Source organism: Gracilibacillus boraciitolerans JCM 21714 (assembly GCF_000521485.1).
Taxonomy (GTDB): Bacteria; Bacillota; Bacilli; order Bacillales; family Amphibacillaceae; genus Gracilibacillus; species Gracilibacillus boraciitolerans.
Window position 1 is genome coordinate 53,698 of record NZ_BAVS01000004.1, and the last position, 20,835, is coordinate 74,532.

A 20,835-nucleotide genomic window follows, 5' to 3' on the forward strand; every position below is an offset into this window, starting at 1 on the left:
AATCTGTTGCATGTCGATTAAACTATTCTTATTATTTCAAAACTTTAGCGCATTATCGCCGGGAATAAGATATCTTTTTTCTTGACGTCTACTATTCCTAACGGTGTAATCCGTACAAAAGGTAAATTCATCGACGACAAAAACAGTAAATTATACGGGGGGATCCTGATACTGATAGCCGTGGTCAATTAAAATGGCTTTCATTTTTTTATCTTCCGCCATTAACTTCGGCATACTACCATCATACAACATGCCTGCTATATTTAGCGGCAGTTCAAATATAACTTCTCCCTCCTGCACTAATACGATACCCCCCCACCAATTTCCTTCATTCTCGCAAAAGCGATTAATAAATCGGATTTACTTTTACCAATTAAGACAATATCACCTGTTAAGGAATAGGAACTCGCTAAACCTCCGAGTGTTTTGGTAAATCCTTTTATAATCGTATTCACACGCCACTCACCTTCCCGATCCGCTAACATCAGAAAGGATTCATCAGTAGAATTAATGATTTTTTCCGTATTCGCATCAATTGAAATCGGGTATGGCTTCATAATTACATCGTTCACCATTTTCAATCCCACTGGCATGGAGAATTGCAAATCGCGCTCCATTAATTGCCAATCTAATTCTAATTTTCCTAACCCATATTTTTCCCAATCAATCTCCACTTCCTGTTTCACCAATTCCCCATCTTTTTTTAGCCACTTCCCTTTCGCCAAGACAGATTCTGGTGTGGCATTATTAGACGAACTTAGAATATTCACATGGGCCACACGTCCTGGGGGGGCAATGCCGCCGAGACGCTCTTCTAAATGAAATTGTTCCGCTGCATTATAGGTTCCCATCATATATGCTTCAATTTCAGGCACACCGCAATCAATCGCAATTTGAATACATTGATTTATAATGCCATTCTCATAAAAGGAAGGCGTTGAACCATCAGTTGTCATCGTTAAAAAATCATAAGAGTTTATTCCTAACTCTTGTAGCTCTTTTAATAATTTCTCCAAATCTGGTCGAACCGATGAATTTCGTAATCCGACACGATATCCCATTGAAATTCGATTAAAGACTTCTTCTCCTGATAATGCTTCATGATCAGAGCTTACACCTAATAATTTCAACTTGACCAAGGTACTTTCTGAAGCACCCGGAAAATGACCTTCGACAGGCTTCCGTAACCGTTTTGCCTCTTGTATCCAATATAGAATACGATCGTCATCTCGAATCACTTGTGGCCATGCTGTAAGTTCTCCACCCTGAACAACTGCCTCATGCTGTAACCAGGCGTGCACATCTTCATCATTAAAAATTTCCTTCTCTTCGTTTATGACAGACTGCGAATCAAAGCGTGCCCACCAATACATTGAGACAGGTAACTTCATGAAATCCTCTATCAAAGAAAACGCTTTCTCCCTACTTGTTAAATAAAGCCATGGTAAGTTGTCATTCATCAATGTTGTTGTTCCTGTTTGTCCGGCATACATAGCTAATTCATAAGGGTTATAAAGTTGAAAAGGGTGAGCATGTGGCTCAACATAACCTGGTACAATATACTTTCCTGTACAATCGACCACTTCTACACCTTGTAATGATTCAGGTAACCTGGTACCTACATATACAATCCGGTCTTTATGAATCCAGATATGTGCTTCCAGCCATTTACGCAAAAACACATTTAAATAATAGGCGTTTTTTAACAGTATGGTTGGTTGCTCTTTTCCATCAATTACCGCAACTTGCTTGCGAATTTCTTTATTTCTCCATCTATATAAATGTTCCTTCATACTTATCTCCTCAACTTCTTTTAATGTTTCCCTTTATTCTAACACGTACTGATAGCGTTTGCATTGTGATTTATTTACAAATTTATGACTTTTTTTTAGGCAGATCTACGTAAAATAAGTAGCATAATAAATGATATCTGTTTAGTGTAGTATAATAGACAGCAAAGGAGGATGACTTTTATGACAGACTTTACGCATATAAATCAACAGGGCAGAGCAAAAATGGTGGATATTACTGATAAAGAAATAACAAGCAGAACTGCCATTGCACGCTCGAGTATTTTTGTCACAAAAGAAATCTATACGAAAATCGAGGATAAAACCATTGGAAAAGGGGGGGATGTGCTTTCCGTAGCACAAGTAGCAGGTATTATGGCAGCAAAGCAGACCTCTACTATAATTCCAATGTGTCATCCTTTACCATTAAGTGGCGTGAATATTCAATTTAGCTGGCAACAAGAATCTGAAAAGTATGAATTAATTATTAAGGTTGAGGCAAAAACAAAAGGGAGCACAGGCGTCGAAATGGAAGCTTTAACAGCTGCCTCTGCTACAGCGTTAACTGTCTATGACATGTGCAAGGCTGTTGACAAAGGAATGATCATTGGCCAAACATACCTAATTGAGAAAACCGGCGGAAAAAGCGGGACATATCGGAGAGAGAATTAATCACTCAAATGTTATTGAGTGATTAATTCTTTTTTGGTGTAACTTTTTTACTATTTATACGTTGTTAGGATAGAAAATCACAGAACAGATAATTTTGTTAATATCGAACCAAAAGTACCTATTATGATCGAAAAATCAAAGAATATCACTTTGAAATTATTGGTGATTCATTTGAAACTGCACAGTTTAAAAGAATCAATAAATAACGATCAGCTTATTAAGACTGTTCGTTATTTATCCACTCCTCTATATACGGCCAGACTTTAACTAATTTTGCTTGCCTTGTTAAATACTCTAAATCTAAATCATGTTGGTGAATCAAAAACATTCTATGAGCCCATTCGTAATCTTCATCTTCTTTTGGATAGGTTGTAGAAAATACAATTGCTTCTAATCGATGAATAATCATATCCTCCACACTTATAACATATAGCGCTTTTCCATTAGGAAGTTCTAATTCTACTACAAGATCATCACTTCCTTCGAGAAAATTCGAAGGAACTTCTACTGCTAATTCTAAATCTGTATGATACCATTGTCTCTCTGCACGAGTAAAATGTAATTGAGAAAGCAGCTCATCAAATTGTTTCCATCCATCACTGACAAAATCAATATCATGTGTTTGATAATCATTTCTAGTATAAATTTCCACAGCCAATCCGCCTACAATAATTGGATATATATTTTTTTCACTCATATATTCCGTAACCATCGATGCAAATTCTAATTGCCGATCAAACTTTGGTAATTGTTTTAACCTAGGGAATGTTTTTTTGATTTCTTTAACGGTAATCATAATACATTTTCCTTTTGGAAATACGTTTAATTTTGCCTTCTGCTAGTGCCTTTTCCCATCTTGCTACTGCAATTTTATCGAGAGCTTCTCTTTCTCCTGATGATCTTGTCCTTGATCTTTTGCGTCTGGTGGATGGTAGCGATTTTTGAATTGTCTCATTCGCATACTTGCGGTTTTGGTTAATGTTCTCTTCAATCTGCTCCATTGTTTTCCTTCTCAATTTCACTACCACCTTTCTTTTTCTATTATTATATCCAGAAATTACTCTATTTCACCAGTAAATCTATAAAGTGAGACTTCAATCAGTGGGAGTTTTTGACTCCCACTGATTGTTAGCGAAACTTATCAGGATGGTTATCGTCCGTTTATCCCCCCCCACTTAGCTTCTTTGCTTATGCTCGAATCTTGAAGTGGGGGGTTTTACGGACGGTTAGCGCCGTGATAAATCTTTCTTTATTTCTCGCATAACGTGTCCTAATTCCGGAATAATTAAGCGCTCCATCGCTAACTTAACGGCACCTGAGGATCCTGGTGTCGCAAAAACTACCTTATTTTGAACTACTCCTGCCGTTGCTCTAGAGAGAATGGCCGCCGATCCAATGTCTTCTTGGAAGCTTAACACACGAAAAATCTCTCCGAATCCTGGCATGACCTTGTCCAGTAAGCTCTCCACTACCTCAATCGTTACATCCCTCTTAGCAATTCCTGTACCACCATTTATTAAAATCACTTCCACATCTTTCTGCTTGAGAGCTTCATCAATAGCTTGTTTAATCTCTGTTCTTTCATCTTTAACAATATCATATGCATTAACATGATGATGATTCTCTGCTAAGTATCGCTTCATTAATTGACCACTTTTGTCAGTCTCTTTGGTTCGTGTATCGCTTACAGTGATGATTTTACAATTCACTATTTTTGGCGCCTCTTTTTTATGTTCTTCTGACATATATTTGCTCCTTTAATGGTTAATGAATTCTTTTGCAAGATATAGGTGTGTCTGTCGTCGGGATCATGCATGATATCTCGACAACAGACACATTTTTTACATGTATACATTAGTTTTTATAAAGTGAGACTTCAATCAGTGGGAGTTTTTGACTCCCACTGATTGTTAGCGAAACTTATCAGGATGGTTATCGTCCGTTTATCCCCCCCCACTTAGCTTCTTTGCTAATGCTCGAATCTTGAAGTGGGGGGGGTTTTACGAACGGTTAGCGCCGTGATAAAAATATGTCTCCAACCAATCTAAGAATAGCTGATAGTCTTGTTCTACTTGTCTTTTATAAAATCGCGACCATAAGACCATCTCATGAATGAAAGCATCTTTATTCTTTTCGATTGTCTCCGAGATGACATCCTCACTATGATAGTCTAACAGATCCTCACGGATATCCTGGTCTGCACGAGCATGAACCTTAGCTGCTATTTTACCCATGATCTTTACTGACTGTTCCAGTGGCTTTTTCTCCGTTATATCTTTTGGAGAAATATCTTTATCAAAGGCACACCGTTCTCTCACATAAAATTCACGATTACCAATTGTCATATAACCTAAATAGGCATCTGCTTTGTGGTGCATCGCCTTTTCGGTAGCTACAACACGTTTTCCTTGATGACGGTGCGTTTCCCAAAAGCTTTTATTATAAGGCACAAAGTAGGCAGGGATTGCTGGACGAACCTCTTTCACTTCTAATATTACGTCATCATGATCGTACGCACGTGTACCTTCAACTAGCACAAAGTATCGCTTTAAACCAGTAGAAGCAACACCTGCACCTGTTCTTTTAACAATATCTTTTATTTCATAATGCTCGTCACCTTTATATAAGTCCTTTGGCAACGATTGAAGATATTGATCCCAGTTTTCTTTCATCTCTTTATATTCTTTAGCTGTGACTTCCGCTAACTTATCCTTCTCACGATTAAACTCTCGTTCTCCTTGTTGGTTAACAATTGTTTGCTTGTGTAATTCATGCGAGGCTGTCCGTTTCTCTAACTTTTTTAATACTTTTTTAATCGGACCTTTCGTATTTTTTATTGTAAAGTTTAACTTTGTCGGATCTTTTTCTCGTTCAGCAAATTTCTTTATCTTTTTCCGATATGATTTCAAAAAGGCGACAACTAATTCATCTCGATCTTTCTCATCGGCGATGCCCTGTTGGTCAGCTAATAATCGAATACTTACTACCATACGTAAGATATCGTACAAATAAGAACCGAGATACCCTTCATCGAAATCATCTACATCGAACACATTATTTCCGTTTTCATCTTGGAAACTGCTAAAATTATCAAAATGCATATCGCCCATAATCCAAGTTGGTTTGTCCTCGGGGGGGGTGTGAAAGCTAAATGGTATTTTTGTCACATCATAATAAAAAAGATAAGCACTTCCACGATAAAAACTATACGGATCTTGTTTCATCTTATGATATTTGTTTCTTCGTTCATTGTTTGATAATTCCATCACGTAGCCATCTAACTGTTCTAAAATCGTATGTAATGATTGTTTCCGTAATAGGCGATTTGTTTCTTTGACTTTCGTTTGAATATTATGTACCACTAAGATCCCTCCAAGGAAGATAATAGTTTTAGTTTATCATAGATTACTGCAAAGATTGAGCTTCACCTTTATATTCTAAAGCAATTGCTTCGGCATCTTTTAACTTAGCTTTATACAAAATAATTTCACCAGTAGGAGGCTCAGGTGTATTATCATCAAAGGAAAAATCCTCCCCCCCTAATGCAATCGTCCATTCCGCTTGATCATTTTCTGATAAAACAATCGCTAGTGTTCCAAATTGTTGTACGTGATCCCAGTCAAAAAAATGATCGTTGCCCTGTTGCATGATGGTAATTCCATTCGAATTAGCGGTAACTTGCGAATTTCCTCCTTGCCACTTCCCGCGTATGTGACTACTGACATAATAATAGGACGTACCATCCTGCGATCGCCATAGGTCCCAACAAATTGCTGGATATCTTGATTTTTGTCCATGTAAGTTAAAACCGCTATATCATCCGTTAACCATTTGAGGTTTCCTACTCTATCAATAGCGTCTGGAACCTCTTGATGAGGTCGACCAAATAGTTTAAAATAACTGCGATAATATGTTGCTTCCCCAGTTTCTCTTTTCTTCTTGATAGCGAACACTTCTTTCCCATTTGGAGACAAATTCGTAATATTTTTTATTTCTTGATTCCTTTCATACATTAAGTAGACATTTATAGAAATCAAAATTACTATAATACTAGTAATTAAAGTTATAAACTTTTTATTAAGCGAAATCATTAAGAAGATGCTAATTCCAAGAAAAGTCACAATCACCATATTAAATAAGTAGAATAAGCGATCATCAATATACTCTGCTTGATAGATATATTGGACGATGAGACTACATACTTGCAAACAGAAAAAAACAAGTGTGACCAAAAAGGTAAGAATTCCCATTCTTTTAACCCATTTTTTCATTTTCCGGCTCTACCTCCTCTACAAACTCCCAAGTATGACCATTGTCTGTCGAAATGAACTTTGCTTTTATCAAACCATTTCTATAATAATCACCATTTGGACCCTGTTCCATAATTAGTTCTAAGTGGTCCTTTTCTTTTATTGGGGGGGCTCTTGCTATTACAAATACTTTTTCATACTTATTGGGCATATTAAATACAGCCTGTTCCCATGTTTCTCCTTGATCGTTTGTAACATATAGAGTGGGTGCTTCAGGATTAATCGTACCGTACGACATAAATCCTGTATTCTGATCGACAAAACTCCCATCTGCCACAAGTCTTGTTGAATCAGGTGTACTTATAATCTGCCAATTCTCTCCTTGATCATTTGATAGATAAATAGCAGATGCTTCCTGCGACATCGTGCGATCAAACGTAAAAATAACAGTCCAAAATCCGTCATTTGTTATATTTAATTTTCTAAAACGCATGGCTAATGCTTCATCCTTCACGACACTTTCATTCCACGTTTCACCTTTGTCTTCTGTATAGGTTATTTTAATCGTTTGCGTTTGCCAATCTTCACCTTCTGAATATAAAAACGCTACTAATTCTTCTGTCATTTCATAACTTCCGCCGATTAGTTCTTGTCTATTACCCTGATATTCTCCAGCAAAAAGCTGGTCCATTTCAATAGGTACTTCATTCCATTTTTCCCCATTATCATATGTAATATGAAGTTGATTATTTTGCAAAGAATAGTTTAAATCACTTGATGTCTTTATTGCTTCTAAAGGCTGCTTTTCAGGCTCGGAAATCCCTTCCGTTTGTGGTGTTTTTATTAATTTTGCTTCTGGTGAAAGTAAAGGTTCACGACTTTCATAAATAATAATCAGAAAGGCTATACCTACTACCATTAAACTACTGATAGCTATCATTATATTTTTCAACAGAGCACCCTCCTTTTCCATTATATACTAATTATAACGGATAAAAGCTCTAAGTCCATCATTTTCACATGCGAATTTCTCGATTCGCTTGCTTAAAATGGATAAAAACTACTCAACTGTAGTAGATGAGTAGTTTTGAACATTAATAGGTTATTATGATTTCATTTCCGGTTTTCTCGCATATTAAAGCACCACAGTTCTCATCAACTGTGGTGCTTACTTAGGACTATTAATTGGAAAAACCTATATCTTTACGATAGAAAAAGCCATTTGACTCATCAAAACGAGAGAGGTATTTATAAATTTCTGTTTGAGCTTTTTCAGGGCTATTTTGCAGGGAGCCAACCAGAAGGACTCGACCACCATTAGAATGGAAGCTACCATCCTCTGATAGTGCGGTTCCTGCATGAATAACATACACATCGTTGTCAGCTACTAAATCTGGCAGTTTTATATTTTTAGCATAGGATCCGGGATAACCTTTGGATGCGACAACAGTTCCGATCGCATAGCCATCCTTCCATTTCAAGCGTGGATCTTTGCCCGCTGTTACATCTTCGATCACCTGGATCAGATCATTTTCTAATAAGGGCAGCACACTTGTGTTTCCGGGTCACCAAATCGGGCATTAAATTCAATGACTTTTATTCCCTCTTTTGTTTGGATTAATCCTCCATAGAGCACTCCGGTATAGGTTCGACCTTCCTGCTTCATTCCTTTTGCCACTGGTTTAAGGATTTTTTCAACCGTATATTCTATATCTGTTGGTTCAAGATCTGGAACTGGTGAAAAGGCACCCATACCACCAGTGTTGGGGGGGCCTTCATCATTCTCATAAGCGCGTTTGTGGTCACGGGCAGGTATCATTGGGTATACATTTTCGCCATGAACAAAAGCAAAAAGTGAAAATTCTTTCCCTTCTAAGTACTCTTCAATCACAACACGGCTTCCTGCCTCACCAAATTTATTATCTATCAACATATCTTCAACTGCATCCAATGCTTGCTGTTCCGACATTGCAACAACTACACCTTTGCCGGCTGCCAGTCCATCTGCTTTGATAACAATCGGCGCACCTTCTTTTTGTATGTAAGCCTTAGCCTTCTCTATATCTGTAAACGTCTGATAATTTGCTGTTGGGATATCATATTGTTTCATAAACGCTTTGGCAAAGTCTTTACTTCCTTCGATTAATGCTGCAGCTTGGGTCGGGCCAAAAATTTTGAGATTGTTATTACGAAATATATCGACTATTCCTTTGTAAGTGGTACTTCCGGGCCAACAATTGTCCAATCGATTTGATGTTTCAATGCAAAATCAACTAATTCATCAATCGCATCATCCTTAATTGCTACACATGTCGCATCATTTGCGATCCCGCCATTTCCAGGCGCTGCATAAATATTTGACACACGTTTACTTTCTTTTAACTTTTTGACGATGATATGCTCACGGCCACCGCCACCGATTACTAACACTTTCATAAGACAGCCTCCTTTTGATGACAAATCAACTTGATATAGGAAAGGATTCTCAACATGTTGAGAATCCTGCTTGTTTAATGCTTGAAATGACGCATTTTTGTTAATACCATGGCAATACCATGCTTATTACATTCATCAATGGAATCCTGATCACGTATGGAGCCACCTGGTTGGATAATTGCTTTAATACCTGCTTTTGCAGCATTTTCTACTGTGTCTGGCATTGGGAAAAAAGCATCAGACGCCATCACGGCACCATTTGCTTTGTCACCTGCCTGTTCAAAAGCAATTGCTGCTGCTCCCACGCGATTCATTTGACCAGCGCCAACGCCTAGTGTTTGATCAGCTTTTGCAACTACAATCGCATTGGATTTAACGTGCTTCACAACTTTCCATGCAAAAAGGAGCTCATCTATTTCCTTGGCGTCTGGTTGACGATCGGTAACTATTTCTAAATCATTGGCTGATATTTTGCCATTATCCCGATCTTGCACAAGTAGTCCACCGATAACGCTGACCACCTTTTTATTATCCGTTTCATTGATTTCCATTGATGTTTCTAATAAACGGATATTCTTCTTTACCGTTAATATTTCCATCGCTTTTTCTGAAAAACTTGGTGCAATAACAATCTCTAAAAATATATCTTTTAGCTGATCTGCTGTCGCTTCGTCTACTTCATGATTGAGGGCTACGATGCCACCGAAGATCGAAACGGGATCTGCTTGATATGCTTTCTGAAATGCTTCTGAAATTGTTTCACCAATTCCCACTCCACAAGGATTCATATGTTTTACGGCAACGGCTGCTGGCTGTTCGCCAAATTCTAAAACAATCTCTAATGCTGCATTTGCATCCTGGATATTATTATACGACAGCTCTTTGCCGTGTAGTTGTTTGGCATTGGCAATCGATGCCCCTTTGACATTACCTTCTTTATAGAAGGATGCTTGTTGATGGGGGTTTTCACCGTAACGTAATGATTGAATCTTTTCAAATGTCTGGGTAAAGGTTTCCGGATCTTCTGTGCCTGTAATATCAACAAAATAGTTAGCGATCATGGCATCATAATTTGCCGTATGACGGAATACCTTTGCTGCTAATGTTTTGCGGAATGCTGATGTTCCACCATTTTCCCCCCCTAAGTTTTCTAGTACTGCATCATAATCTGCCGGATCAACTACTACGGTTACATCACGGAAGTTTTTCGATGCTGCCCGGAGCATGGTTGGTCCACCGATATCAATATTTTCAATCGCATCTTCTTCGGTTACCTCTGGATTTGCGATTGTTTCTTTGAATGGATAAAGATTGACAACAACTACATCAATCGGTGCAATGTCACGCTCTGCTAATTGCTTGATATGTGAATTATCATCACGGCGAGCCAGTAAACCTGCGTGGATAATAGGATGTAATGTTTTAACACGGCCATCTAAAATTTCATCGAATCCGGTTATTTCGGAAACTCCTTTTGCCGGTACGCCTGCTTCTTGCAGTTTCTTTAATGTGCCACCTGTCGAAATTAATTCATAGCCTAGTTCATCTAATCCTTTTGCAAAAGGAACTAAATTGTTTTTATCTGATACACTTAATAATGCGCGTTTTTTCAACGTTATTCCCCCCCTCTCGTAATTAACTTCTGAAGTGTAGCTGGATAGAGTTTATGCTCGACTTGTTGAATCGCCTTTTGCAACTCAGCTCTTGTCATATTTTCGTTTAAATTAACGGCTTGTTGTGCAATAATCTTGCCTGTATCCATACCTTCATCAACGTAATGAATCGTCACACCTGATACTTTTACACCTGCTTCAAAAGCTTGTCCAATTGCATCTAAACCTGGAAAGGAAGGCAAGAGGGATGGATGAATATTAATAATTTTTCCTTCGAACGGTTGCAGCAATGTATCTCCGATTAAACGCATGTACCCTGCTAACACAATCCAATCGATCGTTTCTTCCTGAAGAACCTCTACTAGTTTTGCTTCAAACATCTGTTTATTTCGATATTGTTTTGGATCAAATACAAAAGTAGGCGTACCATTTTCATTAGCCTTTTCGACTACTTTTGCATTTGGCTTATCACATACAAGTAAAGCTACCACTGCATCTAGTCTACCATTTTTCGTGGCTTCGACAATAGCATCATAATTACTTCCAGTACCTGAGGCGAAGATTGCTATTTTAGTCATTAAGGAACTTCACCCCCCCTGCTTCTTCTGTAACTTCACCGATCACATAGGCTTCTTCTCCAATATCTGCTAATAATTGGAGTGCCATATCTGCTTCATGTGCTTCAACAATGACAGCCATTCCGATCCCCCCCATATTGAAGACGCCATACATATCTTCTTCTTTTAAACTTGCCTGTTGTTGCAGGTAAGCAAAAATAGCTGGCTTTTGCCATGAATCTTTTTTAATAGCTACACCTAAATTTGCAGGTAATGCACGGGGGGGGAGATTCTCATAAAAGCCACCACCTGTGACATGACTAATCCCTTTAATGGTCAGATCTGATTTTAATTGTTGAATCGCATTGGTGTAAATTTTAGTAGGTTCAAGCAATGCTTCGCCTAATGTTGTGGATAGTTCTTTGATATCGTCCTGATAACTTAAGCCATTATCATTTATTATTTTACGAACTAAGGAGAAGCCGTTGGAATGTACACCAGATGAGGCTAAACCGATTATTTTATCTCCGGGATTAATGGATTCACCCGTAATGATTTGCTTTTTGTCAGCGATTCCCACTACAAAACCTGCTAGGTCGTATTCATTTTCCTCATACATTCCTGGCATTTCCGCAGTTTCGCCGCCGATCAACGCGGTATTACTTTGCACACAACCGTCTGTAATGCCTTTCACAATCTGCTCTATTTTTTCTGGCTGATTTTTGCCACAAGCGATATAGTCTAAGAAAAATAGTGGCTCTGCACCTTGGGCGACAATATCATTGACACACATCGCAACTAGATCAACACCAACTGAATCATGCTTATCCATTGCAAAAGCAAGCTTTAGTTTTGTTCCGACACCATCTGTACCAGAGACCAATACCGGTTCTTCGTAAGAAAATTTACTTAAATCGAACAGGCCTGCAAAAGCCCCGACACCTCCGATTACTTCCGGTCGATTCGTTTTTGCAATATGCTTCTTCATTAAATCTACTGCTTGGTATCCTGCATGGACATCGACACCTGCATCTTTATAAATATCACTCATTATATGAACTCCTTTTTGTGCGCAAAAGTTTTTATGGCCACTTTTGGTGAGTTTATGGCCACTTCAATGCTTTTTATGGCCACTTTTCTCACTTTTTTGGCCACTTTAAGACGTTTTATGGCCACTTTTAATTGTTTATTGGCCACTTTACTCTTTATATGCTGGAATCACAGTGTCTGGATAAATCTCGGTAGGATAATTTCCGGTAAAACAGGCTTGGCATACTCCAAATTGCTTTTGATCTCGATCTGCTACAATCGATGTTTCTAATCCTTCCGTTGACAAAAAGGATAAGCTGTCAGCACCGATGATTTCACGCATTTCTTCAATTGAATTATTTGCTGCGATTAATTCTCCCTTATTAGAGGTATCAATACCATAGTAACATGGATTTTGAATTGGTGGAGAAGCGATTCGCACATGCACTTCCGTTGCACCTGCTTCTTTTAAAAGGCGAACAATACGACGGCTGGTTGTTCCGCGTACGATCGAGTCATCGACCATCACGACACGTTTGCCATCGACAATCCCTCTTACTGGCGAAAGCTTCATTTTCACCCCCCCTTGTTCACGAAGTTCCTGGGAAGGCTGGATGAATGTTCTGCCAACATAACGATTTTTGATTAATCCTAATTCATAAGGAATTCCAGCTGCTTCAGAGAAACCAATTGCTGCTGAAATACTTGAATCTGGCACCCCCCCTGTAACCACATCTGCCTCTACTGGTGCTTCGATTGCTAATTGTTTTCCCATTGTTTTACGGTTAGCGTGCACATTTTTTCCATTCAAATCGCTGTCCGGTCGGGAAAAATAAACGTATTCCATCGAGCATAATGTCCGTTGCATCGGAGTAGTAAATTGTTTTGCTTTAAATCCGTCTTCATCAATTATAATTAATTCCCCCCCTGGTCTTACTTCACGCTCGTAAGTTGCACCAATTAAGTCAAAAGCACAGGTTTCTGAAGCAACAACATAGGCATCACCTAAGCGGCCAATCGATAACGGACGTAACCCACGCGGATCTAATCCGACAAACATTTGGTCCTCTGTTAAAATAGAGAAAGCATAGGCACCTTTGATCATACCTAACGCAGAAACAATCGCTTCTTCCATTGGTAAATGACCACTTCGCTTGATTAAATGGGCGATCACTTCTGTGTCTGACGTGGTTTGTAATATACTACCTTGTGCCTCTAGTTGGCTTTTTAATTGATGGGCGTTTACTAGATTACCATTGTGGCTAATGCCATACTTTTCGTTTGTGAGCGAAACACTAATGGCTGAACATTCTCATACCCACCGCCACCTTGTGTGGCATAACGGACATGACCAATTGCGGCATTTCCTTGTAAGCGAGAAAATTGGTCCTCGGAAAAGACATCATTTACTAATCCCACACCTTTGTGCACATTTAGTTTCTCGCCATCTGTCGTAACAATTCCTGCACCTTCTTGTCCACGATGCTGCAGGGCATGCAAGCCATAATAGGTCAATTCAGCAGCCTTCTCATGTCCCCCCCAGATCGCAAATACACCACATTCTTCGTTTAAGCCTTTGATTTCAGCAAGCACGGGATAGCTCCTTTCCACAGTTGCTGTAATGTTTCCACGTTTTCTGTGATTACTTCTTTTTCACCATTTCTCACGTTCAAATAATTGGATGCTGTTACCGTCCCAAGTAATGTCACATCTTCTACTTGTGCTTCAAATTTATCGCGGTCAGCTTCACGTATCGATACTAAAAAGCGTGACTGTGATTCACTAAATAAAGCCGTTGTCAGATCGCCTTCTACCTGTATATCTGCACCAAAGCCTTTGCCATTAAAAAGCGATTCTGCTAAAGCGACGCCAAGTCCACCTTCAGACAAATCGTGAGCAGAACGAACCAGTCCCGAACGTATGGCGGTTAGCAATTGCTCTTGGTGTTTGGCTTCCACATCTAAATCAATTGCTGGGGCCTTGCCAAAGTATTTGCCCTCTAACAGGTTCTGTAATTCACTGCCGCCGAATTCTGCGTTCGTTTCACCAATCAGATAAACAAGATCGCCTTCGTTTTGGAAATGGGAAGGTGTAATATGCTTTAATGACTCATGCAGTCCTACCATGCCTACCACCGGAGTTGGAAAAATCGCCTGACCGTTTGATTCATTGTATAGCGATACATTGCCACTAATTACAGGTGTGTTAAGGCGTAAACTTGCTGCACTCATCCCATCGACGCTTTTTTCCATTTGCCAGAAGTTCTCTGGTTTATCTGGATTTCCGAAGTTCAAGCCGTCCGTTAATGCTAACGGTTTGGCACCAGATGCGACGATATTTCGGGCTGCTTCAGCGACAGCAATTTTGCCGCCAACTTCTGGATCTAAATAAATGTAACGGGAATTACAATCGATCGTCATCGCAATCGCTTTATCATATCCACGCACGCGAACAACCGCTGCATCTGAACCAGGCGAGAAGACGGTATTCGCCTGAACCATGGAATCATATTGATCATAGACATATTCTTTACTTGCGATCGTTGGTTGTTGTAATAATTGTTTCAATGTTTCCGTATGGTTCGTTATGTCTGGCCTATACGCCGGCATGGTTTGATATTCCTGATAATAGTCCGGTACTTTGGATTCTTTATGAAAAATTGGTGCATCTTCAGCCAAGTTATCGACTGGAATATCTGTTACCACTTCACCTTTATGCACTAATCGAAACATTTTATCTTCTGTTACATGTCCTACCGCAACAGCTTCTAAATTATATTTTTTAAAAATATCAATAATTTCTTGTTCTTCGCCTTTTTTCACGCATAGAAGCATACGCTCCTGTGATTCAGATAGCATCATTTCATATGCTGTCATATTCGCTTCACGCTGTGGAATCAGGTCCAGATTCATTTCCATTCCCATGCCTGCCTTACTGGCCATTTCACTTGCAGACGATGTAAGACCTGCTGCACCCATATCCTGAATACCAATTAACGCATCTGAGTGAATCACTTCTAAACATGCTTCAATTAATAACTTTTCCATAAAAGGGTCTCCAACTTGTACGTTAGATCGTTTGCTTTCTGAATCCTCGGACAAATCTTCAGACGCAAAAGTTGCTCCGTGAATGCCGTCACGGCCTGTTTTTGAGCCAACATACATGATCGTGTTACCTGCACCCGGGGGGGCAATTCCCTTCTGAATATCCTTCGTATCGATTAAGCCTACACACATGGCATTCACTAATGGATTTCCCTGATAACAATCGTCAAATTGTACTTCCCCGCCAACTGTTGGTACACCGACACAGTTTCCATAACCGGCAATACCGTGGACCACCTCATCAAAAAGGTATTTGACACGACCTGTGATTAAGTTACCAAAACGTAAAGAGTTTAGAGAAGCTATTGGACGTGCTCCCATCGAAAATACGTCACGAATGATCCCACCAACACCTGTTGCAGCACCTTGATAAGGCTCCACTGCTGAAGGGTGATTATGACTTTCGACTTTAAATACGACACCCTGGCCATCACCAATATCAACGACCCCCCCCGCACCTTCACCAGGTCCTTGGACAACCTGTGGACCTTCCGTTGGAAACTTACTTAATAGTGGTTTCGACGTTTTATAACTGCAATGTTCCGACCACATCACGGAGAAAATTCCGATCTCTGTGAAATTTGGGCGGCGACCCATAATAGTCTTAATCATATCGTATTCTTTATCTGTTAAACCCATCTCCTGATAGACTTTATCTTGTTCAATTTGTTCCGGGGGGGTTACTTCAGACGCCTGCAACATAACGTTCCCTCCAGTTTTCCAGCATTGATTGGAATAGTTTTAAGCCATCATCACTGTTCAAAATAGCTTCTACTGCTCGTTCCGGGTGTGGCATCATGCCTAACACATTTCCTTGTTCATTGATGATTCCAGCAATATCGTGGACAGAACCATTCGGATTATTTTGGTACGTAAACACAATTTGGTTATTTTCTTTTAATCTAGCAAGTGTTTCATCATCACAATAATAGTTTCCGTCATGATGGGCAATTGGAATGGAAATCACTTCACCTTTTTCATATTTTGTCGTAAACAAGGTATGATTATTTTCTACGACTAAGTCCTCAAAGTGACACATGAATTTCAAGTTTTTGTTACGAAGCATTGCACCTGGAAGTAAACCAGACTCTAACAGGATTTGAAATCCGTTACAAACACCAAGGATTGGAATGCCATTCGCTGCTTGTTGACGAAGCTGCTGGACAATATTGGAAGTAGATGCAATCGCTCCTGAGCGAAGATAATCACCATACGAGAAACCACCTGGAAGAAGTATGGCATCATATCCTTCCAAGTTTGCTTCCTTATACCATAATAAATCTGCTTCTTCCCCGAGGGCATCCTTGGCCGCATAATACATATCGCGATCACAATTCGAACCTGGAAAAACAATGACAGCAAACCTCACTGTATAACCCCCCTCTTCCACTGTATAGGAATAGTTTTCAATGACTGGATTTGCCAGCAATTTGTTACACATTTCTTCTATCTCTTGTTCAATATTGGCATCATCATTTACCGTTAATTCTAAATATTTTCCAACACGTACTTCATTTACATGATCATAGCCTAATGTATTTAAAGAACCTTGAACTGCTTTTCCCTGTGGGTCTAATACACCCTCTTTTAATGTAATGTGAACTTTTACTAGTTTCATTGTTTTGCCTCCAGTCGTGTTAATATATGGTCATAGACAGTGACTAAATCGCCTAAATCCTCACGAAATACATCTTTATCCATCTTTTCACCTGTTGCAATGTCCCACAACCGGCATGTATCTGGACTGACTTCATCTGATAAGATAATATCACCATGCGCATTCCGTCCGAATTCTAATTTGAAGTCGACAAGCTGTAAATTAATTTCTTTAAAGAAAGCTTGCAAATATTCATTTACCTGACGTGCCATTTCTTTTAATTGTTGGAGATCCGATTCGGTTGCATCCGTTAAAAGCAAGGCATGTTCATCGTTAATTAAGGGATCACCCAGTTCATCCTTCTTATAAAAAAATTCTACTAATGGAGGATTGAAAATCGTTTTTTCCTTTATACCTGTGCGACGAACAATACTACCTGCGGCGACATTTCGTACGACCACCTCTAATGGAATAATCGTAGTTTTCTCCACCAACTGCTCTGTTTCATTTAAAGCTTCTTTAAAATGACTCTTTACTCCATGCTGATGTAAATAGTCAAATACTTTAGCCGAAATTAAATTGTTATATCGACCTTTTCCTTGAAATTTTGCTTTCTTCTCTCCATTGAATGCTGTGGCATCATTTTTATAAGATAAAATTAACAGCTCAGGATTACCTTCTACCGTAAACACCTGTTTTGCTTTTCCTTCATATAACAGCTTGTCCTTCATTTCCATTACACTCCTTATGCTAGACCGATTTTTTGAAAATTTGATCGACATTTTTTAAGTGATAGGTATAATCAAAGCAATCATCTAATTGCTCGTTTGATAATAGATTGGTAATCTGCTCTTCCTGCTCGATTAACTGACGAAACGGTGTAGCTGTTTCCCATGCTTTCATCGCATTTGGCTGCACAATATCATATGCTTGCTCACGGCTCATTCCCTGATCAATCAAAGAAAGTAATACACGTTGCGAGAAGATCACACCATAGGTACAGTCAATATTTCGTTTCATATTTTCTGGGAATACCGTTAAGTTTTTGACAATGTTGCTAAAACGATTGAGCATGTAATTTACGGCAATCGTTGCATCTGGTAAAATAATCCGTTCTGCTGAGGAATGGGATATATCCCGTTCATGCCATAAAGACACATTTTCATAAGCTGTCATCATATACCCACGAACGACACGTGCCATACCCGTCATATTCTCTGAACCGATTGGATTACGTTTATGCGGCATTGCTGAAGAGCCTTTTTGACCTTTTGCAAAAAATTCTTCGACTTCACGGGTTTCTGTTTTTTGCAATCCACGGATTTCCGTTGCGAATTTTTCAATCGAGTTGCAACCAAAGCTAACGTTGACATGTATTGGGCGTGACGATCTCGCTGCAATGTCTGGGTGGAAACCGGTGCTGCCTGCAGACCTAATTTTTCACAAACATACTCTTCCACATAAGGATCAATATTGGCATAGGTACCAACAGCTCCTGACATTTTACCTGTTTCAATTACTTTCGCCGCTGCATCAAAGCGTTCGAGATTTCGTTTCATTTCTTCATACCAGAGCGCCATTTTTAAACCGAAAGTTGTTGGTTCTGCATGCACACCATGAGTACGACCCATCATTACCGTGTTTTTATGTTCAATCGCTTTTTCCTTTAATATCTTGATAAAGTTAACAATGTCACGACGAATAAGCACATTTGCTTGCTTTAATAAATATGAAAGTGCGGTATCTACCACATCTGTGGAAGTAAGGCCATAATGCACCCATTTTTTTTCGTCGCCTAGTGATTCCGAAACAGCACGAGTAAAGGCCACCACATCATGACGGGTTTCCTGCTCAATTTCGAAAATACGATCGATATTAAAAGAAGCATTTTCTCGTAATTTTTTAACATCCTCTTTTGGAATAACACCTAATTCACTCCACGCTTCGCACGCTAAAATCTCTACCTCAAGCCATGCGTTAAAACGATTTTCACTCGTCCAAATCTCTCCCATTTCTTCTCTTGTATAACGTTCGATCATTCGTGTTTCCTCCTAGTTTTCAATTATCTTTTTTTCTACTAGTTCATTATATATCTTTAACGGATTGTCCCCCCCAATAAATGTGATGTGACCCATTTTACGCAATGGCTTGTTCTCTTGTTTTCCGTACATATGAATATGTGCACTTGGATGGTCCTCTAATTGATTGAAAAAAGGATCGACATCCTTTCCAAGTAAGTTGACCATCACCGCTCCGCCATGTGATTGAATCGGAATCAATGGAAGTCCGCAGATAGCACGGATATGTTGTTCAAATTGAGAAACATCACATGCTTCAATCGTATAATGTCCTGAATTATGCGGGCGTGGTGCTAATTCATTGATTAAAATATCCTCGCCAATTACGAACAACTCGATCGCAAACGTTCCAACCACTCCAATTGTTTCGGCAATTGCCTTGGCTGCTTGACGGGCCTTTTCGGCAATTTTTTCTGAAACACGACCTGGTGCGATCGTCGCATGTAAAATATGATCGCGATGGATGTTTTCTGCTACTGGAAAATATGTGATTTCACCTGTTTGACTTCTAGTAAAAACGATCGATATTTCTTTATCGAATGGTATCCATTTCTCCACGATTAAACGCTCTGAGGAATCGAGCATTTCTGCTGCCTCTTCAATATTACTTGAATCAGAAAGCTTTACTTGACCTTTGCCGTCATAACCGCCGCGACATGTTTTGGCCACCGCTGGATAACCAATTTGTTCAGCTGCCTGTTGTAATTCCTGTTTTGTCGTTACAATTGCAAATTCTGCCACAGGCTGATCACTGTCAACCATCGCCTTTTTCTCGAGTTCACGGTCTTGGGTCACCTGCAATGAATTAGCTCCTTGTGGGAGAATACCTGATTCTTCCAGGATTTGAGCAGCCTTCAAATCAACATTCTCAAACTCATATGTGACGACATCGCAGCGCTCCGCTAATTGCTTTACTGCCGTTAAATCATCATAGGCCGCAATAATTTGATCGTCGGCTACTTGTGCAGTTGGACAGTCTGGAGTAGGATCCAGGGTAATCACTCGATAGCCCATATGCTTGGCTGTAGTTGTCATCATTCTTCCCAGCTGTCCTCCACCAATAATTCCAATCGTTGCCCCAAATAATAATTTATTGATTTGCAAGTTGCTCCCTCATTTCCGCTACTTTTTCTTTTAATTGCTGTTGATGATTCGCTAAACGCTCCGCTACTTTCAGATCTGCTGTACCAATGATTTGCGCGGCTAAAACACCCGCATTCTTAGCTCCTGCTGTACCGATTGCCACCGTTGCAACCGGAACACCACCTGGCATTTGTACAATCGAATATAGAGAATCTAGTCCACTTAATGTGCTTGTTTTAACAGGAACACCGATTACAGGCAAAGTCGTTTTTGCTGCGACCATACCTGGTAAATGTGCGGCTCCCCCCAGCACCTGCAATAATGACCTTAAGTCCTCTATCACGAGCATTTTCGGCGTATTCAAACATGTCTTCTGGAGTTCTATGTGCAGAAATAACTTGTTTTTCGTAATCGATACCTAATTCCTCTAGGGCAAGACATGTATGTTTCATCGTTTCCCAATCCGAAATACTGCCCATAATCACACCAACTTCTACCATAAAATCCCTCTTTCCTCTATTTAACTTGATAGTAAATTCTCGTATTATCTAGTGTTTCCGCTTGGTTATAACTATAAAAAGACCTATTCATCTTCTCTATCAGGAGAGAAGATGAATAGGTCTAAG

15 protein-coding genes and 6 pseudogenes are annotated in these 20,835 nt (G+C 39.4%); 1 reads left to right on the top strand and 20 read right to left on the bottom strand.

All coding sequences use genetic code 11. The features are described 5' to 3' along the window. Positions 1–44 precede the first annotated feature (44 nt). Positions 45–1,793: pseudogene (locus JCM21714_RS04840) on the bottom strand (adenine deaminase C-terminal domain-containing protein). Between the two features lie 180 nt (positions 1,794–1,973). On the opposite strand from JCM21714_RS04840, the gene moaC reads away from it, so the two are divergent. Then, positions 1,974–2,462, top strand: coding sequence for a cyclic pyranopterin monophosphate synthase MoaC (gene moaC / locus JCM21714_RS04845; protein WP_035722259.1), 489 nt, complete (start codon positions 1,974–1,976; stop codon positions 2,460–2,462). A gap of 217 nt (positions 2,463–2,679) precedes the next feature. On the opposite strand, the gene JCM21714_RS04850 is transcribed toward moaC, so the two are convergent. The 19 genes and pseudogenes from JCM21714_RS04850 to purE all read right to left on the bottom strand — a co-directional run bounded on the left by JCM21714_RS04850 (position 2,680) and on the right by purE (position 20,709). Further along, positions 2,680–3,258 carry a DUF6036 family nucleotidyltransferase gene (locus tag JCM21714_RS04850; RefSeq protein ID WP_035722262.1) on the bottom strand — a complete coding sequence of 193 codons (579 nt, stop codon included), beginning with the start codon at positions 3,256–3,258 and terminating at the stop codon, positions 2,680–2,682. After that, positions 3,245–3,478 (bottom strand): hypothetical protein, encoded by a 234-nt coding sequence (locus JCM21714_RS04855; RefSeq protein ID WP_148294965.1) that lies wholly within the window; start codon positions 3,476–3,478, stop codon positions 3,245–3,247. The genes JCM21714_RS04850 and JCM21714_RS04855 overlap by 14 nt, the downstream gene beginning before the upstream one ends. A gap of 210 nt (positions 3,479–3,688) precedes the next feature. After that, a complete protein-coding gene (locus JCM21714_RS04860; RefSeq protein ID WP_035722267.1) occupies positions 3,689–4,207 on the bottom strand; it encodes a MogA/MoaB family molybdenum cofactor biosynthesis protein in 519 nt (172 codons plus the stop codon). A gap of 255 nt (positions 4,208–4,462) precedes the next feature. After that, positions 4,463–5,824, bottom strand: coding sequence for a DUF2252 domain-containing protein (locus JCM21714_RS04865; protein WP_035722269.1), 1,362 nt, complete (start codon positions 5,822–5,824; stop codon positions 4,463–4,465). 43 nt (positions 5,825–5,867) lie between these two features. After that, positions 5,868–6,110 (bottom strand): hypothetical protein, encoded by a 243-nt coding sequence (locus JCM21714_RS04870; protein WP_035722272.1) that lies wholly within the window; start codon positions 6,108–6,110, stop codon positions 5,868–5,870. Then, positions 6,050–6,733, bottom strand: coding sequence for a hypothetical protein (locus JCM21714_RS04875; RefSeq protein WP_035722276.1), 684 nt, complete (start codon positions 6,731–6,733; stop codon positions 6,050–6,052). Before JCM21714_RS04875 ends, JCM21714_RS04870 begins: the two co-directional genes overlap by 61 nt. Next, positions 6,717–7,664 (bottom strand): WD40/YVTN/BNR-like repeat-containing protein, encoded by a 948-nt coding sequence (locus JCM21714_RS04880; RefSeq protein WP_035722278.1) that lies wholly within the window; start codon positions 7,662–7,664, stop codon positions 6,717–6,719. The genes JCM21714_RS04875 and JCM21714_RS04880 overlap by 17 nt, the downstream gene beginning before the upstream one ends. 229 nt (positions 7,665–7,893) lie before the next feature. Beyond that, a pseudogene (gene purD / locus JCM21714_RS04885) lies at positions 7,894–9,148 on the bottom strand (phosphoribosylamine--glycine ligase). Positions 9,149–9,222: 74 nt separating this feature from the next. Next, positions 9,223–10,761, bottom strand: a complete 1,539-nt coding sequence (gene purH / locus JCM21714_RS04890) for a bifunctional phosphoribosylaminoimidazolecarboxamide formyltransferase/IMP cyclohydrolase (protein ID WP_035722281.1) — start codon at positions 10,759–10,761, stop codon at positions 9,223–9,225. 2 nt (positions 10,762–10,763) lie between these two features. Then, positions 10,764–11,339, bottom strand: coding sequence for a phosphoribosylglycinamide formyltransferase (purN, locus tag JCM21714_RS04895; RefSeq protein WP_035722283.1), 576 nt, complete (start codon positions 11,337–11,339; stop codon positions 10,764–10,766). Beyond that, entirely contained in the window at positions 11,332–12,369 is a 1,038-nt protein-coding gene (gene purM / locus JCM21714_RS04900) for a phosphoribosylformylglycinamidine cyclo-ligase (RefSeq protein ID WP_035722288.1), read from the bottom strand. The genes purN and purM overlap by 8 nt, the downstream gene beginning before the upstream one ends. 147 nt (positions 12,370–12,516) lie before the next feature. Continuing rightward, positions 12,517–13,940: pseudogene (gene purF, locus JCM21714_RS04905) on the bottom strand (amidophosphoribosyltransferase). After that, positions 13,916–16,153: a phosphoribosylformylglycinamidine synthase subunit PurL gene (gene purL / locus JCM21714_RS04910; protein ID WP_035722290.1), complete on the bottom strand. Its 2,238-nt coding sequence runs from the start codon at positions 16,151–16,153 to the stop codon at positions 13,916–13,918. Before purL ends, purF begins: the two are co-directional and overlap by 25 nt. Next, entirely contained in the window at positions 16,137–16,820 is a 684-nt protein-coding gene (gene purQ / locus JCM21714_RS04915) for a phosphoribosylformylglycinamidine synthase subunit PurQ (RefSeq protein WP_035722405.1), read from the bottom strand. The genes purL and purQ overlap by 17 nt, the downstream gene beginning before the upstream one ends. 24 nt (positions 16,821–16,844) lie before the next feature. Next, positions 16,845–17,069, bottom strand: a pseudogene (gene purS, locus JCM21714_RS20950) (phosphoribosylformylglycinamidine synthase subunit PurS); the annotation flags it as partial. Then, positions 17,066–17,779: a phosphoribosylaminoimidazolesuccinocarboxamide synthase gene (gene purC, locus JCM21714_RS04920; protein ID WP_035722292.1), complete on the bottom strand. Its 714-nt coding sequence runs from the start codon at positions 17,777–17,779 to the stop codon at positions 17,066–17,068. The pseudogene purS and the gene purC, both read right to left, overlap by 4 nt. A gap of 19 nt (positions 17,780–17,798) precedes the next feature. Then, positions 17,799–19,087 (bottom strand): annotated as a pseudogene (gene purB / locus JCM21714_RS04925) (adenylosuccinate lyase). A 12-nt stretch (positions 19,088–19,099) separates the two neighbouring features. Beyond that, entirely contained in the window at positions 19,100–20,230 is a 1,131-nt protein-coding gene (gene purK / locus JCM21714_RS04930; RefSeq protein ID WP_035722294.1) for a 5-(carboxyamino)imidazole ribonucleotide synthase, read from the bottom strand. Then, positions 20,217–20,709, bottom strand: a pseudogene (purE, locus tag JCM21714_RS04935) (5-(carboxyamino)imidazole ribonucleotide mutase). The gene purK and the pseudogene purE overlap by 14 nt, the downstream one beginning before the upstream one ends. Positions 20,710–20,835 lie beyond the last annotated feature (126 nt).